The organism is Streptosporangium sp. NPDC000239 (assembly GCF_040300765.1).
Lineage (GTDB): Bacteria > Actinomycetota > Actinomycetes > Streptosporangiales > Streptosporangiaceae > Streptosporangium.
In genome coordinates, this window is record NZ_JBEPEI010000025.1 from 73,628 (window position 1) to 96,739 (window position 23,112).

General features: G+C 71.6%; 19 protein-coding genes. 10 read left to right on the top strand and 9 right to left on the bottom strand.

What is annotated here, in order from left to right; genetic code table 11:
• Nucleotides 1–8: 8 nt before the first annotated feature.
• From ABT340_RS38035 to ABT340_RS38045, 3 genes are all read right to left on the bottom strand, one after another.
• The gene (locus ABT340_RS38035; RefSeq protein ID WP_352015771.1) at nt 9–875 is read right to left on the bottom strand and encodes a DUF4132 domain-containing protein; all 867 of its coding nucleotides are present in this window, start codon (nt 873–875) and stop codon (nt 9–11) included.
• 202 nt (nt 876–1,077) lie between these two features.
• Nucleotides 1,078–1,272 carry a hypothetical protein gene (locus ABT340_RS38040; protein WP_352015772.1) on the bottom strand — a complete coding sequence of 65 codons (195 nt, stop codon included), beginning with the start codon at nt 1,270–1,272 and terminating at the stop codon, nt 1,078–1,080.
• Between the two features lie 487 nt (nt 1,273–1,759).
• Nucleotides 1,760–2,488: a GNAT family N-acetyltransferase gene (locus ABT340_RS38045; RefSeq protein WP_352015773.1), complete on the bottom strand. Its 729-nt coding sequence runs from the start codon at nt 2,486–2,488 to the stop codon at nt 1,760–1,762.
• 112 nt (nt 2,489–2,600) lie between these two features.
• On the opposite strand from ABT340_RS38045, the gene ABT340_RS38050 reads away from it, so the two are divergent.
• Nucleotides 2,601–3,263 carry a GOLPH3/VPS74 family protein gene (locus ABT340_RS38050; RefSeq protein WP_352015774.1) on the top strand — a complete coding sequence of 221 codons (663 nt, stop codon included), beginning with the start codon at nt 2,601–2,603 and terminating at the stop codon, nt 3,261–3,263.
• A gap of 282 nt (nt 3,264–3,545) precedes the next feature.
• Complete coding sequence (locus tag ABT340_RS38055; RefSeq protein ID WP_352015775.1) at nt 3,546–3,827, top strand: alpha-amylase inhibitor; 282 nt, start codon at nt 3,546–3,548, stop codon at nt 3,825–3,827.
• Between the two features lie 249 nt (nt 3,828–4,076).
• On the opposite strand, the gene ABT340_RS38060 is transcribed toward ABT340_RS38055, so the two are convergent.
• Nucleotides 4,077–4,475, bottom strand: a complete 399-nt coding sequence (locus tag ABT340_RS38060) for an SRPBCC family protein (RefSeq protein ID WP_352015776.1) — start codon at nt 4,473–4,475, stop codon at nt 4,077–4,079.
• A gap of 152 nt (nt 4,476–4,627) precedes the next feature.
• Here ABT340_RS38060 and ABT340_RS38065 point away from each other — a divergent pair, with 152 nt between their 5' ends.
• Entirely contained in the window at nt 4,628–5,623 is a 996-nt protein-coding gene (locus ABT340_RS38065; protein ID WP_352015777.1) for a siderophore-interacting protein, read from the top strand.
• Between the two features lie 13 nt (nt 5,624–5,636).
• On the opposite strand, the gene ABT340_RS38070 is transcribed toward ABT340_RS38065, so the two are convergent.
• Nucleotides 5,637–5,936 carry an HGxxPAAW family protein gene (locus ABT340_RS38070; RefSeq protein ID WP_352015778.1) on the bottom strand — a complete coding sequence of 100 codons (300 nt, stop codon included), beginning with the start codon at nt 5,934–5,936 and terminating at the stop codon, nt 5,637–5,639.
• Nucleotides 5,937–6,006: 70 nt separating this feature from the next.
• On the opposite strand from ABT340_RS38070, the gene ABT340_RS38075 reads away from it, so the two are divergent.
• Nucleotides 6,007–6,489, top strand: coding sequence for a MarR family transcriptional regulator (locus ABT340_RS38075; protein ID WP_352015779.1), 483 nt, complete (start codon nt 6,007–6,009; stop codon nt 6,487–6,489).
• Between the two features lie 180 nt (nt 6,490–6,669).
• Nucleotides 6,670–7,311: a response regulator gene (locus ABT340_RS38080; RefSeq protein ID WP_352015780.1), complete on the top strand. Its 642-nt coding sequence runs from the start codon at nt 6,670–6,672 to the stop codon at nt 7,309–7,311.
• 24 nt (nt 7,312–7,335) lie between these two features.
• Here ABT340_RS38080 and cydB read toward each other — a convergent pair whose 3' ends face one another.
• From cydB to ABT340_RS38095, 3 genes are all read right to left on the bottom strand, one after another.
• Nucleotides 7,336–8,319, bottom strand: coding sequence for a cytochrome d ubiquinol oxidase subunit II (gene cydB / locus ABT340_RS38085; protein ID WP_352015781.1), 984 nt, complete (start codon nt 8,317–8,319; stop codon nt 7,336–7,338).
• A 13-nt stretch (nt 8,320–8,332) separates the two neighbouring features.
• Nucleotides 8,333–9,718 (bottom strand): cytochrome ubiquinol oxidase subunit I, encoded by a 1,386-nt coding sequence (locus ABT340_RS38090; protein WP_352015782.1) that lies wholly within the window; start codon nt 9,716–9,718, stop codon nt 8,333–8,335.
• 100 nt (nt 9,719–9,818) lie between these two features.
• A complete protein-coding gene (locus ABT340_RS38095; RefSeq protein WP_352015783.1) occupies nt 9,819–10,667 on the bottom strand; it encodes a universal stress protein in 849 nt (282 codons plus the stop codon).
• Nucleotides 10,668–10,942: 275 nt separating this feature from the next.
• Here ABT340_RS38095 and ABT340_RS38100 point away from each other — a divergent pair, with 275 nt between their 5' ends.
• The 3 genes from ABT340_RS38100 to ABT340_RS38110 all read left to right on the top strand — a co-directional run bounded on the left by ABT340_RS38100 (nt 10,943) and on the right by ABT340_RS38110 (nt 13,237).
• A complete protein-coding gene (locus ABT340_RS38100; protein ID WP_352015784.1) occupies nt 10,943–11,416 on the top strand; it encodes a hypothetical protein in 474 nt (157 codons plus the stop codon).
• A gap of 77 nt (nt 11,417–11,493) precedes the next feature.
• The gene (locus ABT340_RS38105; RefSeq protein ID WP_352015785.1) at nt 11,494–12,591 is read left to right on the top strand and encodes an LLM class flavin-dependent oxidoreductase; all 1,098 of its coding nucleotides are present in this window, start codon (nt 11,494–11,496) and stop codon (nt 12,589–12,591) included.
• Between the two features lie 31 nt (nt 12,592–12,622).
• On the top strand, nt 12,623–13,237 hold the full coding sequence (locus tag ABT340_RS38110) for an FMN reductase (protein WP_352015786.1): 615 nt from the start codon (nt 12,623–12,625) through the stop codon (nt 13,235–13,237).
• 10 nt (nt 13,238–13,247) lie between these two features.
• Here the strand turns inward: ABT340_RS38110 and ABT340_RS38115 are convergent, their stop codons facing one another.
• The gene (locus ABT340_RS38115) at nt 13,248–14,666 is read right to left on the bottom strand and encodes an acyl-CoA carboxylase subunit beta (RefSeq protein ID WP_352015787.1); all 1,419 of its coding nucleotides are present in this window, start codon (nt 14,664–14,666) and stop codon (nt 13,248–13,250) included.
• 478 nt (nt 14,667–15,144) lie between these two features.
• Between ABT340_RS38115 and ABT340_RS38120 the strand changes: the two genes are divergently transcribed.
• Nucleotides 15,145–22,887 carry a type I polyketide synthase gene (locus tag ABT340_RS38120; protein ID WP_352015788.1) on the top strand — a complete coding sequence of 2,581 codons (7,743 nt, stop codon included), beginning with the start codon at nt 15,145–15,147 and terminating at the stop codon, nt 22,885–22,887.
• A gap of 36 nt (nt 22,888–22,923) precedes the next feature.
• The coding region (locus tag ABT340_RS38125) for a beta-ketoacyl synthase N-terminal-like domain-containing protein (protein WP_352015789.1) at nt 22,924–23,112 on the top strand (189 nt) is incomplete at its 3' end.

Consider the following 23,112-nt stretch of genomic DNA (forward strand, 5'->3'; position numbering starts at 1 on the left):
GTCCCCGTTCACACGTCTCTTCCTTCCTCGACCGTCCGCCCCGCGTAGAGGGCCGCCGCCATCCGCATCCCCTCCGACCAGGCGACCGGGCCGACCTCGCGCTCCGACAGTCTCCTGCCGTCGTGGCCCTGCCAGGTCAGGCCGCCCGTCTCCGTCTCGCCGTCCCAGTAGGGTTCGCCGATCCACACCGACGCCTCGGTGACGCCCCCGGCGTCGCGCGCCGCGCAGGTGACGTAGCCGCCGGAGACCCGGTAGCCCAGCGAGGCCGCCCTGGCCGCGAGGCCGAACCGGGAGTCGAAGCCGCCGCCGGAGAACTCCGTCACCTCGGCGACCCGGTCGGCGGGCTCGGCGGGCCTGGACCAGGTCGCCCGGTGGATCTGCTCGACGCGCTGGACGATGCCCAGCTCCGCGGCGAACTCCCTCAGCTCGTCGAGGTCGGGCAGCAGGACGGGGTGCGGCAGGGTGACCGTCAGCGGCGACAGCCGTACGGTCTCGCCGTCGAGGTTGACCACCCGCAGCTCGCCCGTGGCGGTGACGTCGCGCAGGAAGCCCGCCTCCTCCGGGTCGTCGCCGACCACCACGAGGTCGCGCAGCACCGACTGCCAGGCCTCGTCGGGCCAGACCGCGGCCACCAGTCCGGTGGGGACGGGAAGGGAGGAGACCATCCAGGTGTCGGCCTGTGCCAGGCAGGCGGCGGCGTGCCGGTCGAGCCACTCGGTGAGACGGCGCAGCCGTTCCGCCTCGGGGTGCTCGCGCACCTGCTTCGGCAGCGACTTCAGCTGCCTTCCCGCAGCCTTTCCGGAGGTGGACCTCGCCACCACCCGGCCCTCCACGAGGGCGACCTCGTACCCGTCGCCCGCCGACAGCCAGCCCAACGCTCCCCACCTCTCGACACGACACGAATCCGCCCTCAGGGATCGGTACCTGTGACGGTGATGCGCGGAACGCTAATGCCCCGCACCGACAATCCCGTACTCGACGGTCTGCCACGTCGGCCGTACGCCCCGGTTTCCGGTGTGGAACGCGCCGGGGCCCGTGCCCGCGCGTGCGCCGCGCGGGGTCCTTGTCCGTCCCCTGTCAGGAGTGCCGGGCGTCCGGCCTCCGGCCCCCGGGCACGAAGGGCCGGGGGCGGTCGCGGTTCAGGGGGTCACCGCTGCCGAAGCCGCCCGTCACCGGCGTGCGGGAGGCGGCGTCCGGCCGGACGGCCCGGTTTCCCGCGCCGTCGTCCCCCGAGGTGCCGAACATCGAAACCAACCGGATCGTCCTGGTCACCGGACTCCCCCATGCGCCCCGTCTCCCTGTTTCCGTCCACCACAAACCGGCTCAACACCTAAAATAACCATTTATCGAGACTTAGTAAATAAAAGACATTTCTGTCATACATAGTTTGTTTCACGCGCTTACCCGAAGCGACACGGAGCCCTACCTCTCGGGCGCCGTCACGGCCGGTATCCGGCCGGCCCCGGGCGACCACGGCCACTACCGCCAGGCGAAACACATTCACATACGGTCGCCACCGGCCGAAAGCGTGCCCAATTACCTTTGACCGGAAATCGTCGGCGCCCGATGAACACCGCCCTGACTTTCCGATATGGCGGACGGTGAGGAGCCGGTCAAAACCCGTGACCGTCACCGATGGCGGGGTGGCGAAACCGCTCTGTGAAACTCCGCCCTTGAGCGACATCCGAACGGCCGACGGCGACGGCGAGCCGGTTCGGGCGAAGCCACCGCTCGCGCCGGCGAAGCTTGGGCGAAGACGTCACCGGCCTGGCGGCGGACGAAGGTCCAGGATCATGTCGAACGACCGCGCGCCGTCCCTCCCGGTGAAGGAGCCGACCAGCCGGAAGCCGTGCTTCTCGTAGTAACGGATGGCACGTGGGTTGTCGGCGAGAACGCCGCCGAACAGGATGATTCTCTTCCTGCCGAAACGCTGTGCGACATCCACGACGAGGGGGAAGATCCGCGTCCCCACCCCCCTCCCCTGGTAGTCGTCGGCCAGGCTGAGGCCGAAGCGACAGTCCGTCGCCTCCAGGTGGATGCCGGCCTCCCGGTAGCGGGCGATGTCCGCCGGATGGAGATCGAGACTGAATTCGACGAGGCCGACGATCCTGCCGGACGACACGTCCTCAAGCACCAGCCTGAGCTTGTCGTAACGCGCGATCGCGTCACACAGCTTCCGGGCAGCCCCGAGGTCGTACCCGTCGAAGGGACTCAGTCGCCTCGATTCGGCGGACAGTTCCTCAAGGAGGCCTGCAAGACGCTCCGCGTCGGCGTGCACGAGGGGCCGGAAGACGACCTCCGAACCGTCGTTCAGGTTCAGGCGACGCGTCAGGACAAGCGGGTCTTCGGCGACCGCCGCCAATGTGAGCACCTCAGCAACCCCTTCCCGCCCAATCCCCGGTGGCGTGAACCTACTGATCGCCGTCCTCCGGTGGCAACGCGCGGTGTTCGATGTCACAGGACGCCGTGGGCGGAACACGGCAGGCATCCGGCCAGGAGAGCCCTGGTACTCGGCGCGTTCGCAACCTCCGCCCTCACCGTCGCGTGCCCCGCCCGCGCACTGAGCCTCGCGGCGATCTTCCACGGCACATAATGAGCCCATGTGGCACTTGTCCCTGCCCGGGGAGTTCCTGCTCCTCGCGCACCAGGAGTCCGGCAGGGTGCGTGACTCCGAGCAGGTGGCCTACGGCTGCGCCGCCGCTGAGCTCGGCGAACTCGCGCTGCGCCGCAGGCTGCGGGTACGCGTCCGCAAGTCCGAACTGTTCGGTTTCGAGGTCTACCGCCTCAGCGGCACGATCGAGCTGCTGGACACCGGCCGCACCGGTCTCGGCTGGGCCGACGACCTGCTGGACGCGCTGCAGTCCGGCTCGGGGATGCACAAGTGGCTGCGCCATCGCCGCCGCGCGGCTCTCACCCTGCACCGCGACGCGCTGATCGAGTTGGGCCTGCTACGTCACCGGCCCGGCAGGTTCCTGGCCGGAGAACGTCACCATCCTGATCCGTCGGCCCGCGGCTCGCTCATCGCCCGATTACGCGCCGTCTACGACCAGCGGGCCCCGCTTGACGAGCGTCTGCTGTTCCTGAGCGACCTCGTGGACGGCGCGGGGCTCGCCGGGGAACTCGGCCTCAGACTGAGCTGGCAGCAACGCAAGGACCGCGCCCGCGGCGTCGGGGCCGTGCTGGCCTTCCCCGAGGACCTGCGTGACACCAGCACCGTGCTGGGCGGCGCCATACCGAGCCCGCGCAGCGGAGGCGGCGGTTGAGGCGGTGACGGCGGCGGCGAGGCCGGTCGGCCGCCGTAAAGAAAGCCTCTCTTCCAGACCGGAAGGCGACAGTGCGCCCTACGCATAGACCGGTGCGCCCGCAGCCAATGACGCATCAGCGCGGAACATGAGTGAATTGCCCCGGACGTTCAACGTGCCAGACGGGGAAAGCGCGGGCCGTGGAATTACCTCCTTGCGATTCTCCGCGCCGGCGAGAAAAGGGGGGCTCTCATGTTTCGGCCTAATCGCAAGATCGGAATCGCCTTGTCCACGGCGGCGCTGGTGACCGGCGTCGCCGCTGTTCAGGCGAACGCGACCGCCGCCCGGGAGCGGATCACTCCGGCGTCCGCAGCCGTCGCCGGAGGTACGGCACCGGCCTGTGTCGGCCGGGAGGTGCACGAGAACATCAAAGTGGCCCGGGTCGCAAACGGCTGTGGCGGAACGATGAGGGTGAGGATCACCATCGACAATGGCCCCGACAACTCCTGTTACTCCCTGAAAAACGGCCAGGCTCTTACCTTCCGCTGGAACCTGGGCTCCTATGACCGCACCGTGACCTGCTAGCCATGGCCTCCCCGCGCGGGCCTGCCGCGCATCCTGCCGCCGTGCTGGACGCCGGGCCGCCGGGCGATGACCGGCCTGGCGTGGGCCCGGAACCCTCATTCATCTGTTCCGCAAGGCGACCTACGCGACTCGCCGGTTTCCGTTCGGCCGTTTCGCACCTCACCAAAGGATGGAAGGGCCGCGACGCCGGGACGGGTCCCGGCGTCACCCCGGCGTCACCCCGGCGTCACAGCCTCCGGCGACCCGCTCTCAGGCCGGCTGCCGTACCTGCTCGGCGAGCCTGGCCAGGCTCTCGTCGAGCGCGCGCTCGACGTACTCGCCGGGTGGCGGGTGCTCCTCCTCGAAGAACGACAGGTGTACGGTCACCTCGCTCTCCTGGGGGGAGATGCCGGCCACCTGCAGCCAGCCCGCGTAGCTGTCGTCGTCGCGGGTGCCCCACTCCATCCGGAGCTGGTCACGCTCCGCCTGGAACAGGCCTCGGGCGTCGCGCCCCGTCTCGTCCTCGTGCACCGTGACGGCGGGCAGGTCGTCCGGCCGTACGTGCAGGTCCCTGGGCAGCCAGCGGTCGATACTGTCCAGGTCGCTCGCCCGGTCGAAGACCTGTTCCGCGGAGGCGGAGATCCTGCGGGAGCGCTCATGCTCACTCATCGTGTTCACCTTCCTCTCTGCCGACACCTGATCCGTGTCCCGAATGTCGGGTTCTAACCGCCCAACCGCACCCGAAAAGAGAGTAGGTTAGCCTTACCTTTGTTTCGCCCCGGGACCGTCTCCGGCGGCACACGCAGAGGAAGGCACAGCCGATGATCGACCCGTTCCGCTTCTTCCACGTACAGGTGAGCGGGCTGCGGCGGCTCAGCCCCTCCTTCCTGCGGGTCACCTTCACCGGCGACGACCTCGACCTGTTCGCGGACAACGGGTTCGACCAGCGCATCAAACTCGTCCTCCCCCACGAAGGGCCTCGCGAGAAGGCCCGTGGAGAGCACCGCTTCGCCCATCTGCCGACCGGCTCCGACTGGTACGCCCGCTGGCGCGCCCTGCCCGCCGGGCTGCGCAACCCCTTCCGCACCTACACCGTCAGAGCCGTACGGCACGGCCTCCGCGAGGTCGACCTCGACATCGTCATGCACGAGGCCGCGCACGCGACGGCGCACGCGGCCGCGCGCGAGGCCACGCATGGAACCGGGAGGCTCACCCCGACCTGTGCCCCCGGCCCCGTCGCCCGCTGGGCCCGTGCCGTACGGCCCGGTGACGAGGCCGTGCTGCTCGGGCCGGACGCCCGGCACGGGGGCGAGCCGACGGGGATCGAGTTCCGCCTGCCCGAGGGGGACGGGCCGATACTCCTGGCCGGTGACGAGACCGCCGTTCCCGCCGTCGCCTCGATCCTCGAACGCCTGCCCCGCGACCGGCGCGGCGAGGTCCTGCTCGAGGTGCCGTGCGCGGCGGACGTCCTCGACCTCGACGCGCCGGAGGGGGTGGCCGTCACGTGGCTGCCGCGCGACGGCGCCGGGCACGGCGACCTGCTGGTGCCCGCCGTACGGGCCGCCGCCGACCGGCTGCTGCCCACCCCTGGCCGACCGGCCGCCCCGCAGGGTCTTCCCGAGGTCGACGTGGACAGCGAGATCCTGTGGGAGGTGCCGCCGGAGGGGCGGGAGGCCGGTTCGGTGTACGCGTGGCTGGCCGGTGAGGCGGCTGTGATCAGGACGCTCCGCCGCCACCTGGTCGCCGAGCGCGGCCTCGACCGGCGCTCGGTCGCCTTCATGGGCTACTGGCGGGCGGGCCGCGCCGAGTCCGCCTGAGCGCCGGTCTCGATCAGGCCCTCCCCGCCAACCGGCACGCGAGACAGTCGCGATGGCCGGTCATGGGGTCCTTCACCCGCCAGTCCCGCCGCCCGGCGGGCCGGGGGCCGCTCGGCTTGCCCCAGCCCGCCAGGTGCAACGCCCAGGTGACCAGGCCGGCACAGAGGATCACTCCGGCGCCGAGCCAGAGGCCGGGCGCCCATCCGGCGCACATGGCCAGGCCCACCGCGGAGAAGCCGGCCAGGCCGATGAGGCATCCGGTCCATCCCGCGACGGTGTGTCCCAGATCGACGTCACCGTGCACACCGCTCATTGCCTCTCCTCGGCGAACGTAGAATACTTATCTCACGTAATAATTATCTTAGATGCTAAGGAGAATGCCTGTGGAGGGCAAGCCGCGGCCCGAGGCGACGGCGGAGCGGGCCCTGGCCGGGATGGACGGCCTCATCGCGCTCAGCCTCGTCGGCCAGCAGCACATCGCCCAGCGTCTCGGGCTGAACACGACGGACCTGACCTGCCTGGGCCACATCATGGGGGCCGGGCGACAGCCGATCAGCGCGGGCGAGCTGGCCGAGCGGGCCGGCCTCACCACCGGTGCCGTCACCGGCGTGCTGAACCGCCTCGAACAGGCCGGATACGCCCGCAGGCAGGCCGATCCCGCCGACCGGCGCCGGGTGCTGGTCGTCGCCGACACCTCGGCCGCCGCCCGTGTCGCCGCCGTCTACGAGCCCTTCTACCGGCGGCTCTCCGACCTGTTCGCCGACTACACGCCCGACGAGATCGGCGTACTGGCCGACTGGTTCACCCGCGCGACGGCCCTCATGCGGACCTCCCTTGAGGAGATCGGACGGGAGCCGTCCCCCTGAGCCCGTGACCCCGAGAGGCCCCGGCATGCCCTTCGCACCGGCGGCCCCCGTGTCACGGCCGTCGTCGAGGACCACCGGCCAGGGGAACCTCCCGCCCGGCCTGAGCCGCGAGGGCCTTGAGGAGGTCATCGGGGACCAAGGTCCCTACCCCGCACGGCCACAAGCGACTAGCTTCGGAGCATGATTCGCGTGTTTCTCGTGGACGATCACGAGGTGGTACGGCGGGGCGTCGCGGCCCTGCTGGAGTCCGAGGACGACATCGAGGTCGTCGGGGAGGCAGGAACCGCGGAGTCCGCGATCGCCCGCATCCCGGCGTTGCGGCCGGACGTCGCGGTGCTGGACGTGCGGCTCCCCGACGGCAGCGGCATCGACGTGTGCCGGGAGGTCCGCTCGGCGACGCCGGGGGTGGCCTGCCTGATGCTGACCTCCTTCGCCGACGACGACGCCCTGTTCACGGCGGTGATGGCGGGGGCGTCCGGATACGTGCTCAAGCAGATCCACGGCTCCGACCTGATCGGCGCGGTGCGGACGGTGGCCTCCGGCCAGTCGCTGCTCGACCCGCAGACCACCGCCAGCATGCTCGCCCGGCTGCGCGACCAGGCGACCCGCAAGGACCCGGTCGAGGCGCTGTCGGAGCAGGAGCGCCACATCCTGGAGCTGATCGGCGAGGGCCTGACGAACCGGCAGATCGGCGAACGGATGTTCCTGGCCGAGAAGACGGTGAAGAACTACGTGTCCAACCTGCTGTCCAAGCTCAACATGCAGCGCCGTACCCAGGTGGCCGCGCTGGCGGCGCGGATGAAGACGGACCGCGACCGGTGAGAGCGCTCCTGCGCTCTCCTGGCCTCACGCCCCCACGCGGGCGCCGGTGACCCGGCGGCGGAAGACCCAGTAGGTCCACCCCTGGTAGAACAGGACAAGTGGGGTGAAGATCACCGCGACCCAGGTCATCACCGTCAGCGTGTAGGGCGTCGAGGCCGCGTCGCGCACGTTCAGGCTGTTGGCCGGGTCGAGCGCGGGCATCACGTTGGGCCACAGGCTGCCGAACAGCGTGACGGTGACCGCGATGATCGCCACCGCGCTGGCCGTGAACGCCCAGCCGTCCCGGCCGCGCAGCGTCGCCAGGAGCGCGCCCGCGATCGCCGCGGCGGCCACCGCGACGGTGACCCAGGTGGCGGCCTTGCCCACGGTGAGCTGGGTGGCCAGCAGGAAGGCGCCGCCCACCAGGAGCGCGCCGACGGCCAGTCTCCCGGCCAGGGCGGCCGAGCGGGCCCGTAGGTCGCCGCCGGTGCGCAGGGTCAGGAACACGGCGCCGTGCAGGGTGAACAGGGTGAGCGTCGCCAGGCCGCCCAGCAGGGCGTACGGGTTGAGCAGGGTGAGCAGCGAACCGGTGTACTCGTGGTCGGCGTCCAGCGGGACGCCCCTGACGATGTTGGCGAACGCCACTCCCCACAGGAAGGCCGGCAGCAGGGAGCCGAGGAACATGGCCCGGTCCCAGCTCCGCGGACTGTCGCTCTTGCCGCGGTACTCGATGGCCACGCCACGCAGGATCAGCGCGACCAGGATGAGGAAGAGCGGCAGGTAGAAGCCGGAGAACAGGGTGGCGTACCACTCGGGGAAGGCGGCGAAGGTCGCGCCTCCCGCGACGATCAGCCAGACCTCGTTGCCGTCCCAGACCGGCCCGATCGTGGCCAGGATCGACCTGCGGTCGTCGTCGTCCCCGCCGAGGACCGGCAGCAGGACACCGACCCCGAAGTCAAAGCCCTCCAGGACGAAGTAACCGGTCCACAGCAGGGCGATGAGCAGGAACCAGACGGTCGTGAGCTCCATGAACGTTCCTTGGTCAGTAGGACAGGACGGGCGCCTCGCCCGTGCTCTCCGGTTCCGGTTCGTCCTCCGGGCCGCGCCGGACGAACTTCATCAGCAGCGCGACCTCGATCACCGCGAGCACCCCGTAGAGCAGGGTGAACCCGCTGAGGGTGATCGCGGCCTCGGCGACGCCGACACCAGGTGAGACCGAGTCGGCGGTGCGCATCCGCCCGAAGACGGTCCACGGCTGGCGGCCCATCTCCGTGAAGATCCACCCCAGCGAGTTGGCGAGCAGCGGCAGGCCGATACCCCAGACCGCGACCCAGTACGGCCAGCGGCTCCCGGGCAGCCGGTTCCCCCTGATGAGCCACAGACCGGCCAGCGCGACCAGGGCGGCCAGCACGCCGAACCCGATCATCAGGCGGAAGGACCAGTAGGTGAGGCCGATGATGGGCCGGTAGTCACCGGGGCCGTACTTCAGCTGGTAGCGGGCCTGGATGTCGTTGATGCCCTCGACCCGTCCGTGCAGGGTGTCGGTCGCCAGCAGGCTCAGGCCGTACGGGATCTGGATGTTGATGTGGTTCCGGCCGTTGCGGACGTCACCGACGGCGAAGATCGAGAAGCCCGCGGAGGTCTCGTCGTCCCACAGCGCCTCGGCCGCGGCCATCTTCATCGGCTGCTGCCTGGTCATGATCTGCGCCTGCAGGTGGCCGCTGATCACGACGCCCAGCGCCGCGGCCAGGGTGACGACCATCCCGAGGCGGGCGGCGGGGCGGAACAGGTCCACGTGCCTCTTCTTGAGGAGCTGCCAGGCGCTCACCCCGACGACGAACATCCCGGCCGAGACGAACGCTCCGAAGATGACGTGCGGAAAGGTGATCAGGTTCGTGGAGTTGGTGAGCACCGCCCAGATGTCGACGAGTTCGGCGCGGCCGGACTTCGGGTTGAGCCTGAAGCCGACCGGGTGCTGCATCCACGAATTCGCAGCAAGGATGAAATATCCGGAAATGGTGGTGCCGATCGCCGCCGCCCAGATCGTCGCCAGGTGCAGTCCGGGGGACAGCCTGTCCCATCCGAAGATCCACAGGCCCAGGAAGGTGGATTCGAGGAAGAAGGCGATCAGGCCCTCCATCGCCAGCGGGGCGCCGAACACGTCACCGACGAAACGGGAGTAGTCACTCCAGTTCATTCCGAACTGGAACTCCTGCACGATGCCGGTCACCACTCCCATCGCGAAGTTGATCAGGAAGAGCTTCCCGAAGAACTTCGTCAGCCGCAGGTAGGCGGGCTTCCTCGTGCGGTACCACGCCGTCTGCAGACCGGCCACGACGGCGGACAGGCCGATCGTCAGCGGGACGAAGAAGAAGTGGTAGACCGTCGTTATCCCGAACTGCCAGCGCGACAGGTCCAAGACGTCCATGGGTGGTGCTCCGTCTCACAGATGCCGTCCCGGAACCCGGGAGACCCGCCGCGGAACCGCGGGCCTCCCTTAAAAGGACTTATGTCCTGACCATTACCCCTCAGGCCTTGGCCCGTACCACGGCCACCGGGCAGGAGGCATGGTGCAGGACCCCGTGGCTGACCGATCCCAGTACGGCCGAGCCGAACCCGCCCAGCCCCCGTGACCCGACGACCACCAGGCCGGCGGCCTTGGAGGCCTCGCCGAGGGCGAACACGGGGTGCTCGAACAGCACCGTCTGCTCGACCTCGACCTCCGGGTGCCGCTCCCGCCACGGCGCCAGGATCTCGGTGGCGAGCCGTTCCTCGGTGCCGGAGATGTCCTCGATCAGCGGTGTGTAGGCGACGGAGCCGACCGCCATGACGGGCAGCTGCCAGGCGTGCAGGGCACGCAGCCCGACGCCGCGGCGGGCGGCCTCCCCGAAGGCGTACTCCAGTGCGGCCTCGGACTCGGGCGAGCCGTCGAACCCGACGACGACTCCGCCGTGCCCTCCGTGCTCCTCGCCCCTGACGACCACGACGGGGACCGCCACGTGCCCGGCCAGCGAGAGTGAGACGGAGCCGAGCAGCAGCCCGGCGAACCCGCCCCGGCCCCGGCTGCCGATCACGATCTGCTCGGCGTCCTCCGCCTCCCGCCGCAGGACCTCGACGGGCCTGCCCGTCTCAAGGGAGGTGGTGACGTCGACGCCGGGGGCGCGCCCGCGCGCGAGGCTCGCGGCGGTCTCCAGCACTCCCCTCGCCTCCTCCGTCAGGGACTCCTCAAGCTCCCTCGGGGTCCCGCGCCGCCAGTCCTCGCGCACGTGGACGATCCGCAGCGCGCCGCCGCGCCGTACCGCGTCCTCTGCCGCCCACCCGACCGCGGCCTCCGCCGAGGGTGAACCGTCGGTCCCCACCACCACATGTGCCGTCATCCCGGCCTCCTGTCACGTCTGTCCTCATCCGATCACCGTCCCGCCCGGGACTCACCGGCCGAAGGTCCCCTTCGGCCGGGACCTGTGTCCCTTCCCCGGGCGGGACGAACCATCCGGGCGCCCGTAGAGGACACAGCGGGCACGACCGATACGGCGGGCACGGCGGGTACGGCCCGCCCCGGCTGGGCATATTCAGGGGATCGCCCGCCGGGGTTTCCGCGGGGAGACGAACCGTGGAGACCGGGGGCCCGCGCACACGGATTCGGGGGACGCGCATGAATCTCACAGCCGGAGTCACCGCCGCCGCGGCGGGCATCACCGCCCTGGACACCGTCGGCTACCTGGACATGGTCGTGCGCGGCCGTCCCGCGAGCGACGTCCCGGCCGAGGCCGCGGACGAGCTGGCGGGACGGGCCGGGATCGACCTGGGGCACGGCGAGGAGGGCGACAGCAGGCGTACGGGCCTGGGGGCGCTGCTGGGCTACACCGCCGGTCTCGGGGTCGGCGTGCTGTACGGCCTGCTCCCCGGCGCGCGGCGCCCGGCGCTGCCGCTGGCCGCGCTCGGGTTGTCACTGGCCGCGATGGCCGCGAGCGACATCCCTCTCGCGGCGGCCGGGGTGACCGACCCGCGGCGCTGGGACGCGGCCTCGTGGGTTTCCGACCTCCTGCCGCATCTCGCCTACGGGCTGACGACGGCCGTGGTCTACGACCGGCTCACCCGCCCTGGCCGCCGGCGGGGAAGGCGCTGACGGGGACGGGAATAGCCGGGAACCGCACCCTGTTCCCGTAGTTGAAACTTCAACCAAGAGGGAGGGCGGCGAGGATCATGCAGTTCGGAATCTTCACCGTCGGGGACGTCACGACCGACCCGACCACGGGCAGGACGCCCACCGAGCACGAGCGGATCAAGGCCACGGTCGCCATCGCGCTCAAGGCCGAGGAGGTCGGGCTGGACGTCTTCGCGACCGGAGAGCACCACAACCCGCCCTTCGTGCCGTCGTCGCCGACGACCCTGCTCGGTTACATCGCCGCCAGGACCGACAGGCTCATCCTCTCCACGGCCACGACGCTGATCACCACGAACGACCCGGTCAAGATCGCCGAGGACTTCGCGACGCTGCAGCACCTGGCGGACGGGCGGGTCGACCTGATGCTCGGCCGGGGCAACACCGGCCCGGTCTACCCGTGGTTCGGCAAGGACATCCGCCAGGGCATCCCGCTGGCCATCGAGAACTACGCGCTGCTGCACCGGCTGTGGCACGAGGACGTCGTGGACTGGCAGGGCCGCTTCCGCACCCCGCTGCAGTCCTTCACCGCGACGCCCAGGCCGCTGGACGGCGTGCCGCCGTTCGTCTGGCACGGCTCGATCCGCAGCCCCGAGATCGCCGAGCAGGCCGCCTACTACGGCGACGGCTTCTTCGCCAACAACATCTTCTGGCCCAAGGAGCACTTCCAGCGCCTGGTCGAGCTGTACCGGGAGCGCTTCGCCCACTACGGGCACGGCACCCCGGAGCAGGCGATCGTCGGGCTCGGCGGCCAGGTGTTCATGCGCCGCAACTCCCAGGACGCGGTGCGCGAGTTCCGGCCCTACTTCGACAACGCGCCCGTGTACGGCCACGGCCCCTCACTTGAGGAGTTCACCGAGCAGACCCCGCTCACGGTCGGCAGCCCGCAGGAGGTCATCGACAGGACCCTGACCTTCAGGGAGAGCTTCGGCGACTACCAGCGCCAGCTGTTCCTGATGGACCACGCGGGCCTGCCGCTGAAGACCGTGCTGGAGCAGCTCGACATCCTGGGCGAGGAGGTCGTGCCCGTGCTGCGCAGGGAGTTCGCCGCCGGACGGCCCGAGGGGGTGCCCGACGGTCCGACCCACGCCGCCCTCGTCGCCGCGGAGCGGGAGCGCGACACCGCCGAGGCCCGATAGAAGCCGTACGGAACACGAGAAGGAGAGAACGTTGACAGCCCTGAAGCTCGTCGCCGTCTCGGCGGGTCTCGGCAAGCCGTCCTCGACGCGCCTGCTGGCCGACCGGCTGACCGAGGCGACCAGGAAGCACCTCGAACCGGAGCGCCAGGTCGAGGTGCGCGTGATCGAGCTGCGCGACCTGGCGAGGGACATCGCCAACAACATGGTCACCGGCTTCCCGTCCCCCGCGCTGGACGAGGCGATCGAGGCCGTGACCGGGGCGGACGGCGTCATCGCCGTGACGCCGATCTTCACGGCCTCCTACAGCGGGCTCTTCAAGTCCTTCTTCGACGTGATCGACCACACCGCGCTCGCGGGCAAGCCGGTGCTCGTCGGGGCGACCGGAGGTACGGCACGGCACTCCCTGGCCCTTGAGCACGCCCTGCGCCCGATGTTCGCCTACCTCCGCGCGGTCGTCGCGCCGACGGCCGTCTACGCGGCCTCGGAGGACTGGGGCACGAGCGCGGGCTCGCAGGGGGAGGATCTGGCCACCCGCGTCACGAGGGCGGCCGGGGAACTGGCGGGCCTGATGCGGCACGGGCAGGCGACGACCGGCGCCGGGGAGGCGGTGCCGTTCGAGGAGCGGCTGGCGGCCCTGCGCCTGTGACGGGAGGCCCTCACAGCGGGATGTTGCCGTGGTGGCCGCGCTCCCCCGGAGCCCCGGCCAGCGCCTCGGCGACGCGGCGGCGGGTCGTGCGCGGGTCGATCACCTCGTCCACCACGCCGAGGTCGATCGCCCTGCGCACACCGCCCGCGTCCCGCTCGTGCTCCTCCACGAGCCTGGCCCGCAGCTCCGCGCGTTCCTCCTGCGGCGCCGCCGCCAGCCGCCTGCGGTACAGGACCCCGACGGCGGCCTCCGCGCCCATGACCGCGACCTCGGCGTCCGGCCAGGCGAAGACCCGGGTCGCGCCGAGCGCGCGGGAGTTCATCGCGATGTAGGCGCCGCCGTACGACTTGCGCAGGACGACCGTCACCCGGGGGACCCGGGCCTCGGCGAAGGCGTGCAGAAGCTTGGCCCCGCGCCTGACCACCCCGTCCCACTCCTGGGCGACGCCCGGCAGGTAACCGGGGACGTCGGCCAGCACGACCAGCGGAACCCCCAGGGCGTCGCACATCCTCACGAACCTGGCGGCCTTCTCCGCGGAGAGGGCGTCCAGGCAGCCGCCCTTGCGCAGCGGGTTGTTGGCCACCACACCGACGGAGCGCCCGGCGAGACGGCCGAGCCCGACGACGACGTTCGGCGCCCAGCGGGGCTGGAACTCCTCGAACCGCTCGCCCTCGTCCAGCAGGACGCGCACCAGCGGCCGGACGTCGTAGGCCTGCCGGGGAGAGGAGGGCAGCAGCGCCGCGGGGTCGCGGCCCTCGTCGAGGTCGTCGAGGTCGTAGTCTCCCTGGGCACCGAGGGCGAGCGCGATCCGCCGGGCGCGCAGGAGGGCGTCCTCCTCCCCTGCGGCGACCACGTGCACCACCCCCGAGCGGCGGCCGTGGGCGTCGGCGCCGCCGAGCCGCTCCATGTCGATGTCCTCACCGGTCACGCTGCGGACCACGTCGGGGCCGGTCACGAAGACCCGGCCCTGCTCGGACATGACGATCACGTCGGTGAGCGCGGGCCCGTAGGCCGCCGCCCCCGCCGCCGGGCCGAGGACCACGGAGATCTGCGGCACCAGCCCCGAGGCGCGGGTGTTGGCGGCGAAGACCAGCCCCGCGCCGTGCAGCGACTCGACCCCGTCGCCCAGTCTCGCTCCCCCGCAGTGCCACAGGCCGATGACCGGGACGCGTAGCCGTACGGCCTCGTCGACCGCCGCCACGATGTGCCGTGCCCCGGCGATGCCCAGGGCCCCTCCCATGACCGTGGCGTCCGTGCAGAACGCGACCACCGGATGCCCGCCGGCCAGCCCCTTGACCGCGAGGACGCCGCTGCGGTCCTCCGGGTGCAGCGGGGTGACCGATCCCGGGTCGAGCAGCCGGGCGAGCCTGTCCCCCGGGTGCCTGGAATCGCGGCCGATCTCCCCCGGTGCCGCCGCGACAACCGTCATGAAGCGCTCCCGTGTCTTCTCTTTTAACCGCCGATGCTTATTGGCACGCTAGGCGCGGCATCACGGGAACGTCCAATCACGATTCTTAATGAGTAACGACAAAGGAAGCCTTATGGCAGGTCAGAGGCCCAAAAAACCCTCAATCCCGCTTGACTTTGTAGGGAAATGCGTGCGACCTTCGTAGCGTGAACAGGGAAATAACCGCGACCGACCATCCGTGCCGGGACGTACGGCGGGCCGACCGGGCCTGTCGCTGAGTCCCACCGGGTTCCGCCCACGTAACACCGCCGCCCGCCGGAAGAGACCGAACGGGGAGAATCCTTTCCCCCACGGCTGTGCGATCTCACCGAATTCTTGCCGACGCGCCTTTTAATTGCGACGTCCGCTGGGCGGCCACCACCCGCGCCACAACTCCCGGAAGTCGATATCCGGAGCGCGAACGGATCGAAGAAGGCACGACAAGAGGCGGGTTTTCACAATGGCAGGAAATAAGCCGGAGAAGAGCACGCGGCGGGAGCGGAACGGTGGGGAGGCGATCGCGGTCATCGGGCTCGCCTGCAGACTGCCCGGCGCGCCGAACCCGGCGGACCTGTGGGAGCTGCTGCGGTCGGGACACGACGCGACCGGTGAGCCGTCCGAGGGCCGGCTGCGGGCCGACCCCGGGATCGCGGGGCTGCGGGGTGGCTTCCTCGACCACGTCGACCTGTTCGACGCCGGGTTCTTCGGCGTCTCCCCCCGTGAGGCCACGGCCATGGACCCCCAGCAGCGGCTCGTCCTCGAACTGGCCTGGGAGGCGCTGGAGGACGCCGGGCTGCCGCCCGCCACGCTGGCGGGGACGGCCTCGGGGGTGTTCCTCGGCGCGATGGCCTCCGACTACGCGACGCTGGTTTACCGGAACGGTGCGAACGCGGTGACCCGGCACACCCTCGCCGGGCTGACCAGGGGAATCCTCGCCAACCGCGTGTCCTACTTCCTCGGGTTGCGCGGCCCGAGCCTGACGGTCGACACGGCCCAGTCGTCGGCGCTGGTCGCGGTGCACCTGGCCTGTGAGAGCCTGCGTTCGGGGGAGTCGGCCGTCGCGCTGGCGGGTGGCGTCAACCTCAACCTCGTGCCGGAGAGCACGGTGACCGCCGACCGGTTCGGCGGCCTGTCCCCCGACGGACGCTGCTTCACCTTCGACGCGCGCGCCAACGGCTACGCGCGCGGGGAGGGCGGCGGCCTGGTCGTGCTCAAGCCGCTCGACCAGGCGCTGGCGGACGGGGACGAGGTGCACGCCGTCATCCTGGGCAGCGCGGTCAACAACGACGGCGCGACCAGCGCCCTGACCGTGCCCGACGCCACGGCCCAGGAGGAGGTCGTACGCCTGGCGCTGGGCAGGGCCGGGATCGAGGGCTCCGCCGTACAGGTGGTCGAGCTGCACGGCACCGGAACCAGGGTCGGCGACCCCGTAGAGGCCGCCGCGCTCGGGGCGGCCCTCGGCGCCGGCCGCCCCGCCGGGCAGCCGCTGCTCGTCGGCTCGGTCAAGACGAACATCGGCCACCTGGAGGGGGCCGCGGGCATCGCCGGGCTGCTGAAGGCCGTGCTGAGCATCCGCAACCGGGAGGTGCCGCCCAGCCTCAACTTCGAGACCCCCAGCCCGCTGATCGACTTCGAGGCGCTGAACCTGCGGGTCGCCTCCGGTACGGCACGGCCCTGGCCCCGCCCCGACGCCCCGCTTGTGGCCGGGGTCAGCTCCTTCGGGGTCGGCGGCGTGAACTGCCACGTCGTCCTGGGCGAGGCGCCCTCCGGCACCCGGGAGGAGGTCACCACGGAACCGGCCGCGGAGGCCGTCGCCGTACCGCTGGTCCTGTCCGCCGGGACGCCCGCCGCGCTGCGCGCGCAGGCCGCGAGGCTGGCCGCCTCCCCCGCGCTCGACGGGGACGTGCCGGACGTCGCGTTCTCACTGGCCACCACCCGGACGGCGTTCGGCCACCGGGCGGTGTTCGTGGGGGCCGAGGGCGGGGAGCTGCGCGAGCGGCTCAGGGCGTTCGGCGCGGGCGAGCCGGTCAGGGGCTCCGTGCGGGGCACGGCCCGTGAACCCGGCGGAACCGTGTTCGTCTTCCCCGGCCAGGGCGGGCAGTGGGCGGGCATGGGCAGGCGGCTGGCCGAGTCCTCCCCGGTGTTCGCCGGGCACCTGCGGACCGTCGCCGAGGCCCTCGAACGGCACGTGGACTGGTCCCTGACCGACGTGCTGTGGCAGAAGCCGGGAGCGCCCTCCCTGGAGCGGGTGGACGTCGTCCAGCCCGCGTTGTTCGCGGTCATGGTCGCGCTGGCCCGGCTGTGGGAGTCGTTCGGCGTCCGCCCCGACGCCGTGATCGGCCACTCGCAGGGGGAACTCGCCGCCGCCGCCGTGGCCGGGGCGCTGTCCCTGGACGACGCCGCCGCGATCGTGGTGCTGCGCAGCCAGGCGCTCGCCGCCATCTCCGGGCGGGGCGGGATGGCCTCGCTCCCGCTGCCCGTCGAGCGGGTCCGCGCCACGCTCGCCCGCTGGGAGGGACGGCTGAACATCGGCGCCGTCAACGGCCCCGACACGACCGTGGTCTCCGGTGACGCCGACGCGCTCGACGAACTCGTCGCCCACTACGAGGCCGAGGACGTCCCCGTACGGCGGGTGCGGATCGACTACGCCTCGCACTCCGCGCACGCCGAGGCGGTGCGGGACCGGCTGCTGGAATTCCTCCCCCGGTACGGCGCGCGCGGCACCGGCGTCGCGTTCTACTCCAGCGTCACCGGAGGTCCGCTCGACACCGCCACGCTCGACGCCGACTACTGGTACCGCAACCTCAGGCAGACGGTCGAGTTCGACCGGGCCGTACGTGGCGCCCTGGCCGACGGCCACACGGTGTTCGTCGAGGTCAGCCCGCACCCGATCCTGTCCACCGGGATTGAGCGAATCCTGGAGAGCGCCGCGCCCGGCTCCTCCGACGGGGTGGTGACGGGGACGCTGCGGCGTGGCGACGGCGGCCTGGACCGGTTCCTGCTGGCGCTCGCCCACCTGTACACGCACGGCGCCCCCGTCGACTGGACGGCCGCGCTGCGTCCCAGTGCGCGCCGCGTTCCCCTGCCCCTCTACGCCTTCCAGCGTGACCGCCACTGGATCGCCGCCACCGAGCCCGTACCGCCGCCGCTCGGCGGACCACCTGTCCCGGATCCTGTCGCCAGGGCGTCCGGGCAGGCCCGGGAGCTGCTCGGCCTGGTCGTCTCGGCCACCGCGGAAGTCCTCGGCCACGAGGACCCGGGGGCCGTCGAGGCGGGCCGTACCTTCAGGGATCTGGGGCTCGACTCGCTCGGCGCCGTCGAGCTGCGCGACAGCCTGTCCTCGGCGACCGGCCTGACGATCCCCACGACCGTCACCTACGACCACCCGACCCCGCTCGCCCTGGCCAGGCATCTGGAGGCGACGGCCGAGGGCCGTACGGCGGACGTTCCCTCCGCCGAGGACGACCGGCGGGGCCAGGAGAACGAGCCGATCGCGCTGGTCTCGATGGCGGGACGGTGGCCGGGCGGCGCCGACACCCCCGAGGCCCTCTGGGAACTGGTGCTCGACGGCACCGACGCGATCGGTGTCTTCCCCGCCAACCGGGGCTGGGACGTGGACGCGCTCCACGACCCCGAAGGCGTACGGCCCGGCACCTCGACCACCCGGGAGGGCGGTTTCCTGCACGACGCCGACCGGTTCGACGCCGAGTTCTTCGGCATCGGCCCCAGGGAGGCCGCCGCGATGGACCCGCAGCAGCGGCTGCTGCTTGAGACGGCGTGGGAGGCCCTCGAACGCGCCGGCATCGTGCCCGAGACGTTGCGGGGCAGCCGCACCGGAGTGTTCGTCGGGCTGACGCCACAGGACTACGGCCCGCGCCTGCACGAGACCGGAGAGGGGGCCGAGGGGTACGCGCTGACCGGCACCACCGCGAGCGTCGCCTCCGGCCGGATCTCCTATGTTCTGGGCCTTGAGGGGCCCGCGGTGACCGTGGACACCGCCTGCTCGTCGTCGCTGGTCGCGCTGCACCTGGCGGTCCGTTCGCTGCGTTCCGGGGAGTCGGACCTGGCGCTGGCGGGCGGGGTGACCGTCATGTCGGCCCCCGGAATGTTCACCGAGTTCTCCCGGCAGGGCGGGCTCGCTCCTGACGGCCGGTGCAAGGCCTTCTCCGGCGCCGCGGACGGCACCGGCTGGGCGGAGGGCGTCGGCCTCCTGCTGGTCGAGCGGCTGTCGGACGCCCGGCGCAACGGGCACCGGGTGCTGGCCGTGATCCGGGGCACCGCGATCAACCAGGACGGCGCCTCCAACGGCCTCACCGCCCCCAACGGCCTCGCGCAGCAGCGGGTGATCCGGCAGGCGCTCAGGGACGCCGCGCTGGTCCCCACCGACGTCGACGCCGTCGAGGCCCACGGCACCGGCACGACTCTGGGTGACCCGATCGAGGCGCAGGCGCTCATCGCGGTCTACGGCAAGGAACGGCCCGAAGACCGGCCCCTGTGGCTGGGGTCGCTGAAGTCCAACATCGGCCACACCCAGGCCGCCGCGGGAGTCTCCGGTGTCATCAAGGTCGTGCAGGCCCTGCGGGAGGGGATCCTGCCCAGGACGCTGCACGCCGACCAGCCGTCCGAGCACGTCGACTGGGCCGGGGGCGGGGTCCGGCTGCTGACCGAGAACGTTCCGTTGCCCCGGAACGGACGGCCCCGCCGCGTGGGTGTCTCGTCGTTCGGGATCAGCGGCACCAACGCCCACGTCATCATCGAACAGGCCCCGGAAACACCCCCACAACCCCGCGACGAAAAGCGGAACTCCCCCGTCGCGCTCCCCCTGTCAGCCCGCTCGGTGGCAGCGCTGACCGCCCAGGCCACCCGCCTGGCCGACCACCTGGAAACCCACCCCGAGCTGCGCCCCGAGGATGTGGCACATTCGCTGGTCACCACCCGAAGCGTGTTCGAACACCGCGCGGTCGTCCTCGGCGACACGAGTGCGGACCTGGCCGGAAAGCTACGGGCGCTCACCGACTCCCACCCCGTCAAAGGCACACCCCGGGTGACCTTCCTGTTCACCGGCCAGGGCAGCCAACGCACCGGCATGGGCCACACCCTGTATAAGACCTACCCCGCCTTCGCCCATGCCTTCGACCAGGTCACCGCACTGTTCGACCGGCACCTCCCTGTTGCGTTGAAGGACGTCATCTTCGACCCCGCCCACGAAGACCTGCTCAACCACACCCTCTACACCCAACCCGCCCTGTTCACCCTCCACACCGCCCTGCACCACCTGCTCGCCTCCTGGAACATCCACCCCACCGCTCTGGCAGGCCACTCCATCGGCGGCATCACCGCCGCCCACCTCGCCGGCGTGCTCAGCCTGGCGGACGCCGTCCACCTGGTCGCGGTTCGCGCCCGCCTCATGAACGACCTCCCCCCAGGCGCCATGGCCGCCATCAACGCCCCAGAAACAGACATCACCCCCCTACTCGACCCCGCAGTCACCATCGCCGCCCTCAACACCCCCACCTCAACCGTCATCACCGGCGACGTGGAAGCCGTCCGGAAACTCACCGACCACTTCACCGAACTCGGCCGCAAAACCAAGCACCTCACCGTCAGCCACGCCTTCCACTCCCACCACCTCGACCCCATCCTCAACGAGTTCCGCGACGCCATCAGCGGCCTGACCTTCAACCCCCCGACCCTGCCCGTCATCTCCGACCACACCGGCGAACCCCTCACCCACACCGACCCCACCTACTGGACCAACCACCTACGCCACCCCGTCCGCTTCCACGACGCCCTCACCACCGCCGCACCCACCACCGACCTCTTCCTCGAACTCGGCCCCGACCCCGTCCTCACCACCTTCGCCACCGAGACGACACCCGACATCCCGGCCTTCACGACGTTGCGCCGTGACCGGCCGGAATCCACCACCCTTCTCACCGCGGCCGCCCGCCTGCACGTCGATGGCGTGGACGTCGACTGGACCGCCACCCTCACCGGACAGCCCAGGACCGTCGACCTGCCCACCTACGCCTTCCAGCGACGTAGGCACTGGCTGGAGCGGGGCGTCTCCTCCGGAGGTGACGGCTCACGGCACGCCCGTTTCTGGGACACGGTCGGCAGGGGGGATCTCGACTCCCTGGTCTCCGCCCTGGGCACCGAGGGGGAACGGGTGCGGGACGCCCTGGGCACGGTTCTGCCCGCCCTGGCGTCCTGGCACGCCGCCGACGGTGTCCGTTCGACCGTCGACTCGTGGCGTCACCGCGTCGTGTGGCGTCCCCTCGACACGGTGACCCCGGCGCGGAGCCGTACCGAGGGGAGCTGGTTGCTCGTCCGACCGGCCGGGGTGGCCGGGGCGGCATGGGCCGACGTGCTCGCCCGCACTCTCACCGGGCGTGGGACGCGGGTGGCGCCGGTGGTCGTCCAGACGGGTACGGCCGACGCCGAGAGCATCGGTACGGCGCTGGTCAACGCCCTGGAGCACCTGCCCTCCGCGCCGTCCGGGGTGTTGTCCCTGCTCTCCCTGGACGACTCCCCGTGTCCCGGACATCCGGCGGTGCCCAGCGGGGCCGCCGCCGAGGTCGCGCTGATCCAGGCCCTCGACCTGGCGGGGATCGGCGGACGGTTGTGGACGGCGACCGCCGGGGCGGTCTCGACGGGCCCCTCGGACCCGGTCAGCCGTCCGGCCGGGGCGCTCGGGTGGGGCCTCGGCCCGGTCGTGGCCACGGAGAAGCCCGAGCGGTGGGGCGGTCTGATCGACCTGCCCGTGACGCCGGACCCGCGTGCCGCCGCGCACGCCGTCACCGCCCTGACCGGGCAGCACGGTGAGTCGGAGTTCGCGGCCCGCGCGAACGGCCTCCTCGTACGGCGGCTGGTACCCGCGCCGCTTCCCGGGGGTGGTGCCCCGGTGCCGTGGACGGCGGAGGGAACCGTACTGATCACCGGCGGCACGGGGGCGTTGGGCGGCCATGTCGCGCGCCGTCTGGCCGCCAACGGCACCCGGCGGCTGCTGCTGGTCGGGCGCCGGGGGCTCGACGCGCCCGGGGCCGCCGAGCTGGAGGCCGAGCTGACCTCCCTCGGCGCCCAGGTCACCGTGGCCGCCTGCGATGTGGCCGACCGGAAGGCGCTGGCCGCCGTACTCGCCGCGATCCCCGCGGAACACCCGCTGACCGCGGTCGTCCACACCGCGGCCGTGCTGGACGACTCACTCGTCGGCTCCCTGACGGCCGAGCGGATGGACCGGGTGCTGCGGGTGAAGGTCACGGGCGCGCTGAACCTGCACGAGCTGACCCGGGAGCTGGAGCTGTCGGCGTTCGTGCTGTTCTCCTCGGTCACCGGCACGCTCGGGTCGGCGGGGCAGGGCAACTACGCGCCGGGCAACGCCTTCCTGGACGCCTTCGCCGAGTACCGCCGCGCGGCGGGCCTGCCCGCCACGTCGATCGCGTGGGGGCACTGGGACGGCGAGGGCATCGCCGATCCCGCCGCGAAGAGGCAGCTGGTGCGTGACGGCTTCCCGCCGATGGCGCCCGGCCTCGCCGTCACCGCGCTTGAGGAGGCGGTCGGGCACGGGGAGACCAGACTTGTCGTCAGCCGTGCCGACTGGGCCTCGGTGCTCTCGGCCAGGCCGTACCCGCTGCTGGGTGAGCTTCCCGAGGCCGCGCTGAACGCGGCCGACGCCGTGGCCCAGGAGCCGGAGGAGGATCTGGCCGTCAGACTGGCCGCGATGCCCGAGTCTGAGCGGAGGCAGACGGTTCGCAGGCTCGTCCGTGGCGAGGTCGCCGCCGTGCTGGGGTACGAGTCGGCGTCCGAGGTCGAGGACCATCGCGGCTTCCGCGACCAGGGGTTCAGCTCGCTGTCGGCGGTCGAGCTGCGCAACCGCCTCAGCCGGCTGACCGGTACGGCGCTGCCGAGCAGCCTGGTGTTCGACCACCCGACCCCCGAGGCGCTCATCGAGCATCTGCACGACCTCCTGGTCCCCGAGCCTGAGCCGCCGTTGGCCGTGGCGCTGGCCAAGCTCGACGAGTTGGAGGACCTGCTGGCCGAGGGCGCGGTCCCTGAGCCGGACCGGCAGGCCGCCGTCTCCAGGCTGCTGCGGCTCCTTGAGGGTCCGCGTCCCGAGGAAACGACGGCCGGTTCCGGCGATCTCTCCGCCGTCTCCGACGACGAGCTCATCAGCTTCATCAGCAACGAGCTCGGCATCTCCTGAAGCTCCCCTGTTCAGCCCGTGCGGAAGGCAAGACCTGTGAGTGACGACCAGATCCGGCATCTCCTCCGGCGTGTGACCGAGGAACTGCACAAGACACGTGAAGAGCTGCGCGACGTACGGGACGGACAGCGGGAGCCGATCGCGATCGTGGGCATGGCCTGCCGCCTGCCCGGCGGCACCGACACCCCCGAACAGCTCTGGGACCTCGTCTCAGGCGGCCGGGAC

What these genes read in the sequence shown, in the direction of transcription:
- ABT340_RS38060 (WP_352015776.1), bottom strand. Translation starts at nt 4,475, where the DNA reads ATGAGTGAGCATGAGCGCTCCCGCAGGATCTCCGCCTCCGCGGAACAG.
- ABT340_RS38080 (WP_352015780.1), top strand. Translation starts at nt 6,670, where the DNA reads ATGATTCGCGTGTTTCTCGTGGACGATCACGAGGTGGTACGGCGGGGC.
- ABT340_RS38045 (WP_352015773.1), bottom strand. Translation starts at nt 2,488, where the DNA reads ATGCCTGCCGTGTTCCGCCCACGGCGTCCTGTGACATCGAACACCGCG.
- ABT340_RS38070 (WP_352015778.1), bottom strand. Translation starts at nt 5,936, where the DNA reads ATGAGCGGTGTGCACGGTGACGTCGATCTGGGACACACCGTCGCGGGA.
- ABT340_RS38090 (WP_352015782.1), bottom strand. Translation starts at nt 9,718, where the DNA reads ATGGACGTCTTGGACCTGTCGCGCTGGCAGTTCGGGATAACGACGGTC.
- ABT340_RS38115 (WP_352015787.1), bottom strand. Translation starts at nt 14,666, where the DNA reads ATGACGGTTGTCGCGGCGGCACCGGGGGAGATCGGCCGCGATTCCAGG.
- cydB (WP_352015781.1), bottom strand. Translation starts at nt 8,319, where the DNA reads ATGGAGCTCACGACCGTCTGGTTCCTGCTCATCGCCCTGCTGTGGACC.
- ABT340_RS38105 (WP_352015785.1), top strand. Translation starts at nt 11,494, where the DNA reads ATGCAGTTCGGAATCTTCACCGTCGGGGACGTCACGACCGACCCGACC.
- ABT340_RS38120 (WP_352015788.1), top strand. Translation starts at nt 15,145, where the DNA reads ATGGCAGGAAATAAGCCGGAGAAGAGCACGCGGCGGGAGCGGAACGGT.
- ABT340_RS38095 (WP_352015783.1), bottom strand. Translation starts at nt 10,667, where the DNA reads ATGACGGCACATGTGGTGGTGGGGACCGACGGTTCACCCTCGGCGGAG.
- ABT340_RS38065 (WP_352015777.1), top strand. Translation starts at nt 4,628, where the DNA reads ATGATCGACCCGTTCCGCTTCTTCCACGTACAGGTGAGCGGGCTGCGG.
- ABT340_RS38050 (WP_352015774.1), top strand. Translation starts at nt 2,601, where the DNA reads ATGTGGCACTTGTCCCTGCCCGGGGAGTTCCTGCTCCTCGCGCACCAG.
- ABT340_RS38100 (WP_352015784.1), top strand. Translation starts at nt 10,943, where the DNA reads ATGAATCTCACAGCCGGAGTCACCGCCGCCGCGGCGGGCATCACCGCC.